This is a genomic window from Frankia sp. CeD, from assembly GCF_000732115.1.
GTDB lineage: Bacteria > Actinomycetota > Actinomycetes > Frankiales > Frankiaceae > Frankia > Frankia casuarinae.
Map to the genome: position 1 here is coordinate 42,370 of NZ_JPGU01000033.1, position 7,707 is coordinate 50,076.

The following is a 7,707-nucleotide window of genomic DNA, read 5'->3' on the forward strand; positions in this document are numbered from 1 at the left end:
GGTGGCGGGTGGCGGACCCGAGGCGCCCGCCTCCGCGCCCAGCCGCACATCGCTGCGCTGGAAGCATTACGGTTCAGGGTTAGGGGTCTCGCGGGGCCGTGGACGTCGCGGATGCCGTGGACGCTGTGAATGACGCTGTGAATGCCGTCGACCCACGGACACCGGTGCGGCGCGGGCCGGCGGCCATCGGGCCTCGGCCCGTGCCCACCGCCGACGAAGGAGTGAGCTTTCGGGTGAGCCCCGGCATTCCGAGTCTCACGGCCGAACGCGGAACCGAACGCGGAACCGAACGCGGCGATCAGGACAGGCGGCACGATGCTGACCCCGCTTGTTGACGATGACCCGCGCCACGTCGGCCCGTTCACGATCCACAACCGGATCGGCGCTGGCGGCATGGGCACCGTGTACCTCGGTTTCAACGCCGACGGCCGGGCCGCCGCGGTGAAGGTTCCCGACGCCCGGTTCGCCGACGACCCCGAATTCCGGGAACGGTTCCGCCGCGAGGTGGCCGCCGCCCGCCGGGTGCACGGCCGGGCGGTCGCGGCGGTACTCGACGCCGATCCCGAGGCCACGTCGCCGTGGCTGGCGACCGAATACGTGGAGGGCACCAGCCTCGCCGACGCGGTGCTGCGCCACGGCCGGCTGGAGGAACGGCTGCTGCACGGCTTCAGCGTGGGACTCGCCGACGCGCTGATCGCCATCCATGCCGCCGGAGTGGTGCACCGCGACCTCAAGCCCTCGAACATCCTGCTGGCCTGGGACGGCCCGAAGGTCATCGACTTCGGCATCGCGCGGGCCTCGGGGATCCCCAGCCACACCCGCACCGGGATTCTCATTGGCACGCTGGCCTGGATGGCGCCCGAGCAGCTGCGCGGGGAACGGGCCGGGCCCCCCGCCGACGTGTTCGCCTGGGGCGCCTGCGTGACGTACGCGGCGACGGGACATCCGCCGTTCGCCTCCGAGCAGTCCGACGTGCTGACCAGGATGCGCGAGGACCGACCACCCGACATCGCCGGCGTGCCGGTGAAGCTCGCCCCGCTGGTGCGCGCGGCGCTCGGGCGTCGGCCGGAGGAGCGCCCGAGCGCCGCCGAACTGGTCCGCAGCCTGGTCTCGGACTCCGCGGTCCGCACCCCGGCCGACGCCGACCGGGCTGCGGCGTTGGCCCTCNCCCCCTGGCAGGCCCGCCCGCCGCTGAGCGCGGGACCCGGCAACGGCAGCAACAGCAACAGCAACGGCGCGCCGCTGGACCCTGACCGGCCCGATCAGCCGACCCATCCCCTGGCCAACCGGCCGACGCCACCGCCGGGCGACGACCAGTCGTGGCGCACCGTCCCGGTGCCCCGCCGGGGCGCGGACGGCTCGGTGCAGGATCCCGCCGACGGCGGCGCAGCCGGTCCGCCGCGACACCCGGCGGACGGCGGGCTCCTCGGCATGCTGCTCGGCCGGCTCCCGGCGTCCTGGCGGCGGCAGGCACCGGGCGCGCACGGAGCGCTGCCGGTCGTCCTGCTCGCTGGAATCGTCGGGCTCGTCGGGCTCGTCGCCGCGCTCATCGGGGCCGGCGGCTCCGATCCCCAGGTGGAACCGGCCGCCCCCGCCCCGTCGTTCGGCCCGGCGGCCCCCGGCGGCCCCGCGAACCAGCCGCCGGCCGGTGCTCCGCTGTGGACGCCGGGCACCCGGCCCGGCCCGGCTCGGCCCGGCCCGGCCAGCCCACCCCCGGTCGGCGACGAACAGCCGATGACACCGACGGACCCGGGCACTGCGACACCGGTACCCACCACGGCGAGCGCGCAGCCGAGCGCCACGCCTACGAGCCGGCCATCGCAGCCGACGGGCGCCTCCCCGACGGTCGCGCCGNCCCCGTCGCCGAGCCCGGGCGCCTCGACCACGGCGACAAGCTGCCCGACGGGCGCCCCAGTCGGGGGCGCGACGACCGCACCGCCCTGCTGAACCCGCCGCACGGCCGCCCTGCTGAACCCGCCGCACGGCCGCGTCACGCCACTGTCCGGCGTCCTGGTGCTCATCCACCACGCACCGGAGACTCTGACTGTGGCAAACCGGCTACGCGACCGCCGCCTTCGGCTTCGCCACAAGATAGCGAAGCGATCGGATCTAGGAAAAATTTAGGAGAACGGAACGGTGATGCAGGCCGCCCGCGGACCGGCGGATCCGGCTNCGCNGGGCATGCCACTCGTCCCGTGCTCGTGGAGCACGACGGCCCTGGCACCGCCGGCTCGGAAGTTCCAGTCGACGACGGCGAACGCCTGGCCGTTGCCGTCGGCGTCCGTACTGAAATCCAGCCAGACCTCGTTGTGTGGATTGGCGTACGCCGGATCGACAGAGGGTTGTACCGGATCCGGCACGTTCTGGTAATGCGGCCCGGCCGCCGTACCCGTCGCGCCGCACGCCTTCTGATGAACATGCGCCCCGTACCTGTGGCCGGGCAGCAGCCCCTGAACCACCAAGCCCACCACGGTACGAGGTCCGCCGGCCGCCAGTACGACCGCCCCGGCGCCGACCGGAACGAGATGCCGGTCGTAGGTGACGGCCGCCGGTGGCTGCTTCTCGTTCCAGGTCGTGAACGCGACCGGCTCCGCGACGACCCTCGTGGCGCTCGGAGCCGCCGGTGCCACCGCCGAGGCCGCAGCGGCGAACAACGCGGTGAACAAGCCGAGGCCGGCCAGGGTGATCGACAGACGCCGTCGCATGAGGATCCTTTCAGCGGCTAGTTCAGTGGCTCGGGAACGCCGTTCACGTGGGACGAGCCTAGCCTGGCCACGGGTTTCGGGAATGCTCAACACGACCTGAACGGAAACGTGGGGCCGAACGGGGGTGCCCGGCTCACCATCCTCGGCGCGAATCCGAGGAAGTACCCAAGGACCGGGGCAGCACCGACGCCATATTTTGCTCGGACGCCACGTTTTGCTCAGGCATGGTCCACCCTTCCTCAGGCATGGTCCACCCTTCCTCAGGCATGGTCCGCTCCCAACGCCGGCCACCGGCTCGGGCGAAGAAACCAGCCAGGCTCGGCATGCGCCCGGTGGCTCAGGCGGGCACAGCAACGGTCAGGCCTTCCTGGGCGGCGGCGGTCGACAGGCGCTTGTCGTAGCTGACGAAGACCAGTGACGGCGCATCGAGCCGGAGCGCCGTCGCGAGATGCAGGGCATCCGGCGAACGCAGCAACGGATCCGTCAAGGCCGCGGCGGAGACCATGATCGGTTGGTCGATGGGCACGAGCGTGATCCGCGACGGGACGTCGGGGATACGGGGAAGAGCGGCGGGGNCGCTGCGGCGCAACGCTCGGGTCACTTCGAGCATCACAAGCGCGGACGACACCGCGACGCCTGGCCGGACGGCAAGCCAGGAGCGCAGCGCACGCGTCCCACGCTCCGGATGGGTCAACTTCATCAATGCGCTGGAGTCCAGATAATTCAAGAAGATTCCCCGCGTAGCTCCGCCACCACGTCCACGGAGTCACGGCCGTCCCAGCTGCCCGTAGACGTCGGTTCGGGGAGATCAGCCAGGCTCGCGGTGGGGACGGTAACGCGCCCCTCGGCAACGAGTTGGTCCAGGTAGTCACTGCCCGTCTGCGTCAGTTCGGGCACCAGCCTCGCCCACGGTCGTCCGTTGCGAGTGATGACGATCGATTCTCCCGCGTGCGCACGGTCAACCCAGGTACCCACGGCGTGGCTGAGATCCCGCATGCTCACCACAGTCATACCTGAAGTCCAACAAGTGTTGGACACCCGCTGGCCCCTCGATTCCAGGATCAGCGGGAGCACCGTCCCCGGACGGCATCGCGCCCCCGGACGGCATCGCGCCCCCGGACGGCATCGCGCCCCAGCGCTCGGCGTGGACGGCGTCGGCGAGGGGACGCCGCCGGGCCCAGCCATGGCGTTCGAGGTCGGGAACGTGCTCAAGGTGGGTTACCGGCCCGAGGCAGAGCCACGCCACGGGCCGGATGTCGGCGGGGATGGCGAGCAGGTCACGAACGAACGGCTCCCGGTAGAACGACACCCAGCCCACCCCGAGGCCCTCGGCGGTTGCGGAGAGCCACAGGTTCTCGATCGCCAGGCACACCGAGTACAAGCCGGCGTCGGCAATGGCGTGCCGCCCCAGCACCGCCGGCCCCCCGCGGTGCGGATCGTAGGTCACAACCAGCGACAACGACGACTCCAGGATGCCGTCGATCCTGATCCGGGCGAACCGGGCTGCACGCTCACCGGCCAGGGCCCCGGCGAAGACGGCGCGCTCGCGGTGCACATGGGTGTGGAAGGCCCGCCGGGACCGCTCGTCGGTGACGAGGATGAAGTCCCAGGGCTGGCTGAGGCCGACGCTCGGCGCGGCGTGAGCCGCCCCGAGCACCCGGTCGAGCACGTCGGCGGGGATCGGCGCGCCGGTGAACTGGCCGCGCACGTCGCGCCGCCGGTGCAGGACATCGTAGAGGTCCGTGGGGCGGAGGTTCGTGGGGTGGCTGTCGGTGGGGTGGCTGTCGGTGGGCATGGCAGGCTCCCGCTGTCCGGCCGCCCGCACGACGACGGGCGACGTCGATGCGGGGCCGGTCTTCGGACTTCCGGATCAACGCCGGCCGTCCGCCTTCCCGGACCCGAGGGCCCAGTGGCTGCGCGACGCGCATGGACGGCGACTTCCCGGTTACCGCGGCGGGCCCGTGCCGGACTTTCACCGGCTTCCCGATTCTCCCCGGTCCCCCGGGGCACCCCGCTCATGATGCCATTGGGGACGATACAGGATAAATCGACATACCAAGGTGACGGCGATCCGTCGACCGGTGAGTTTGGGGGACCTGAGCACGGTCTGCGGGAAGGTCATCCCGGTCTGGCAACGGAACAGGCGGCTCAAGGTACGTTCACTGTACGTTCACTCGCCCCGACGGTGGCGCCGAACTCGGCCCGAGTCCGCGGATCGGCGGGATCACCGGCCAGCGCCGCTGTGAGCGCGGCGACGCGGTCGTCGCGCGGTTGGGGCAGGCCGAGCCGTAGCTCGGTCACCTGCCGCAGCGAGCGCAGCGGGACGGCTGTCAGGTCCGTCGCGGTGAGCGCCCGGATGATCTCGCACAGCAGGGGGTTCCGGCTACCACGGTCGGAGCGGGGGACCCGAACGGATCATCCATGTCCGGGAAGGCCAGTACGTGCATATGGGTGGGGGTGCGCCTGGTGCGCGTGGTCACCGACGCGATCCCCCGCGGCGACCCGGCCAACATCGCCGCGGCCGGGCTGAAGGCGCGTCAGGACGCGTGCTCGTGCTGACAGGCAACCCGCGCGAAGAGAGCTACCGCGGCGTTGCAGCTGGTCAGAGGAAAAGCTGGTCGAGCGTGTCGGCGATCAGGACGCGAGCGGTCCAGGTCTGGAGCTGGCCGGCGGAGGCGTCGTGCACAGCGGCGAGCGCGGCCTCGGGAAGCGGACCGAACTTGAGGGTCAACAGCTGGAGGAGCGACTCGACACGACCCTCGACGCGACCCTCGACACGACCCTCGGCACGGAGCATCTCTGCGATGGTCATGTAGGCATCCTCCGCCTCAGGTCCAAGGCCGGCGATCAGGTCATGCAACTCGTCGCGGGCGTCCGCTTCTCCGACCAGCTCAATGTAACGCAGCAAAGTGGCGAACTCCTCCCTGCCATCCGGGCCGTCGAGGACCGCGCGCAGTTCGTCGACCCACGGTCGCAGGTCCTGGGCGAGCCGGGGGTTACCAGGGACGATCTTGAGGAGGAGCAGAGTGAGCCGCACCGAGTGCGTCAGCGGACGCTCCCGCAGCTCCCGCTCGTCAACGCGAACCAGGTCATCGAGCAGGAACNGGAACCGGGGCAGATGCTCCCGCCAGGCGCCGGCGAGGTCCGGAGCCAGGTCGACCAGGTCGAGCACCTGAGTCGGGGCGACCCACGCGTGCTCGTTGTGGTGCACGACCAGCGGGACCACCGCTGGCAGCCGGGCCGCTTTGTGATGGTCTGCCAGGTAGCGGTCCCAAACACGCACGACGTAACGCAGCATCCGGAACGCCATAAGCGGGTCGCTGCTGCTCTGGTGCTCGACGAGGACGTAGATGAACGCCTCATGGCCGTCAAGCGGAGCGGTGAAGAGCAGGTCGGTGTGCCGCCACCGCAGCGTGGCGTCGACCAGGCTACCGGGGACAATCGCCAGCCGGTCGAGGTCGAGGCGGGCCACAAGAGCCGCCGGCAGCGTCGCGCGCAGCTGCGACGCCGCGTTCGACGGCACACCGAGGACCCGGCGGAACACCGCGTCATGCGGCGAAGGCGGACTCGACATGGCGGCACCGTACCGGCGAACACCGACATCCCAGACGGCGCCGCACAGCTAGCTCCCGATCCACACGGCCAACGGGGGCGGCGCTCAAGCCGTCTGCCAGACTGGCGGCAACGATAGCGCCGAGTTCCCAGCACGCCTCGCGTACCGCGGCGTCCACTTCGCCGACGATCGACAGCGGCTCACGCCGGCGCTTCCACTTCAGCCCCGTGGTGACACCACCGCCGCGGATCGCGCCGGTGGTGTCGCTGTTGCCGCGCGTACGGCCGGCCTACGGTTGCCTCAAGCACGGGATAGTAGATCTGCTCGCAGATTTCACCGAAACTCGGGTACGCGACGTGGCCACGCTACGTGTCCGCGAGGTCGAGACACCACGGCCGGCCACGTANAAGACAGCGAGCCCGGCGCCGCCGCTCCCACGTCCGAGGTCGAGAATTTGCTAAACTCTGTCTGTGGACGAATGGGAAGTCCGCGTGACGAACGAGTTCCTGGCCTGGGTCAACGAGCTCGATCCGAGGTCCAGGGCGCTCGTCGTCGACGCGATCGATCGGCTGGCCGATGCCGGGCCAAGCCTGGGCCGACCACTGGTCGACCGCCTGGTCGGCTCGGAGATCCACAATCTCAAGGAGCTCAGGCCAGCTTCCGCGGGCACCTCGGAGATCCGCGTCCTGTTCGTCTTCGATCCCTGGCGCTGCGCCATCCTGCTGGTCGGTGGGGACAAGTCGGGCGACTGGTCCGGCTGGTACCGCACGGCGATCCCACGCGCGGAGACGCTGTACGCCGAGTACATGAAGGAACGGGAAGCCGAGGAGGGCAGCTCATGACCAGATTCCCCCGGTGGAACGACGTCCGCGCCGATCTGATCGCCGACGCCGAGGAGACCCTGACCGAGGCCCGCAGGCGCAACCAGGCCTACATCGACGGCCACCGCCTCGCCGAACGCCGCAGGCTCCTCGGCCTGACCCAGACCGAGGTCGCCGAGCACATGGGTGTCAGCAAGAGCCGGGTCTCCCAGATCGAACGCGGCGACGTCTCCACCGTCGACGTCATCGCCCGCTACGTCCAGGCCCTCGGCGGCCAGATCCAGATCACCGCCGTCTTCGGCGACGATCTCTACATCCTGCGCGGCACCGACACGCCCGCTGCGTGACAGGCAACAAACCACGCCCCCGCACTGTCTGGAGCAAGCGGCCTGGGCCGGGTTTCCTCGGCGAGACAGGACAGAGCCGCAGGCCGCCACGGGCACGGACCTGGGGTCGACGTGGGCGAACACCGGTGGTGCGGGTACCCGGCCGGGCGGGTCCGGACGGGTGAGTGTGGTCGCCGATGGTCTGCTACCGCCCCGGGTGGCGGCCCAGGGCTGCTCTACCGGGCCCGGACCTGGCGTGGTGGCAGCGGCCGGAAAGGCATCGGCTGGCAGGACTGCCGGGA

The 7,707-nt window shown here is 71.0% G+C and carries 8 protein-coding genes, 2 pseudogenes and 1 riboswitch; of the genes and pseudogenes, 3 read left to right on the top strand and 7 right to left on the bottom strand.

Annotated features, from left to right (window positions below; all coding sequences use genetic code 11):
* Positions 1-315 precede the first annotated feature (315 nt).
* Complete coding sequence (locus tag CED_RS16025; RefSeq protein ID WP_035911941.1) at positions 316-1,947, top strand: serine/threonine-protein kinase; 1,632 nt, start codon at positions 316-318, stop codon at positions 1,945-1,947.
* A gap of 173 nt (positions 1,948-2,120) precedes the next feature.
* Here CED_RS16025 and CED_RS16030 read toward each other — a convergent pair whose 3' ends face one another.
* The 7 genes and pseudogenes from CED_RS16030 to CED_RS16055 form a co-directional block, all read right to left on the bottom strand.
* Positions 2,121-2,705, bottom strand: coding sequence for a superoxide dismutase family protein (locus CED_RS16030; RefSeq protein WP_035911944.1), 585 nt, complete (start codon positions 2,703-2,705; stop codon positions 2,121-2,123).
* A gap of 337 nt (positions 2,706-3,042) precedes the next feature.
* Entirely contained in the window at positions 3,043-3,432 is a 390-nt protein-coding gene (locus CED_RS16035; RefSeq protein WP_035911946.1) for a type II toxin-antitoxin system VapC family toxin, read from the bottom strand.
* Entirely contained in the window at positions 3,429-3,602 is a 174-nt protein-coding gene (locus tag CED_RS25435; protein WP_235187108.1) for a hypothetical protein, read from the bottom strand. The genes CED_RS16035 and CED_RS25435 overlap by 4 nt, the downstream gene beginning before the upstream one ends.
* A gap of 45 nt (positions 3,603-3,647) precedes the next feature.
* Positions 3,648-3,890 (bottom strand): annotated as a pseudogene (locus CED_RS26310) (hypothetical protein); the annotation flags it as partial.
* Positions 3,832-4,500, bottom strand: a pseudogene (gene bluB, locus CED_RS16045) (5,6-dimethylbenzimidazole synthase); the annotation flags it as partial. The pseudogenes CED_RS26310 and bluB, both read right to left, overlap by 59 nt.
* A 35-nt stretch (positions 4,501-4,535) precedes the next feature.
* Positions 4,536-4,734: riboswitch (cobalamin riboswitch) on the bottom strand.
* Between the two features lie 119 nt (positions 4,735-4,853).
* On the bottom strand, positions 4,854-5,006 hold the full coding sequence (locus tag CED_RS25445) for a hypothetical protein (protein WP_011437266.1): 153 nt from the start codon (positions 5,004-5,006) through the stop codon (positions 4,854-4,856).
* Positions 5,007-5,307: 301 nt separating this feature from the next.
* A complete protein-coding gene (locus tag CED_RS16055) occupies positions 5,308-6,279 on the bottom strand; it encodes an Rpn family recombination-promoting nuclease/putative transposase (protein WP_084680832.1) in 972 nt (323 codons plus the stop codon).
* Between the two features lie 470 nt (positions 6,280-6,749).
* On the opposite strand from CED_RS16055, the gene CED_RS16060 reads away from it, so the two are divergent.
* Complete coding sequence (locus CED_RS16060; RefSeq protein ID WP_011437268.1) at positions 6,750-7,100, top strand: type II toxin-antitoxin system RelE/ParE family toxin; 351 nt, start codon at positions 6,750-6,752, stop codon at positions 7,098-7,100.
* Positions 7,097-7,426, top strand: coding sequence for a helix-turn-helix domain-containing protein (locus tag CED_RS16065; protein ID WP_011437269.1), 330 nt, complete (start codon positions 7,097-7,099; stop codon positions 7,424-7,426). The genes CED_RS16060 and CED_RS16065 overlap by 4 nt, the downstream gene beginning before the upstream one ends.
* Positions 7,427-7,707 lie beyond the last annotated feature (281 nt).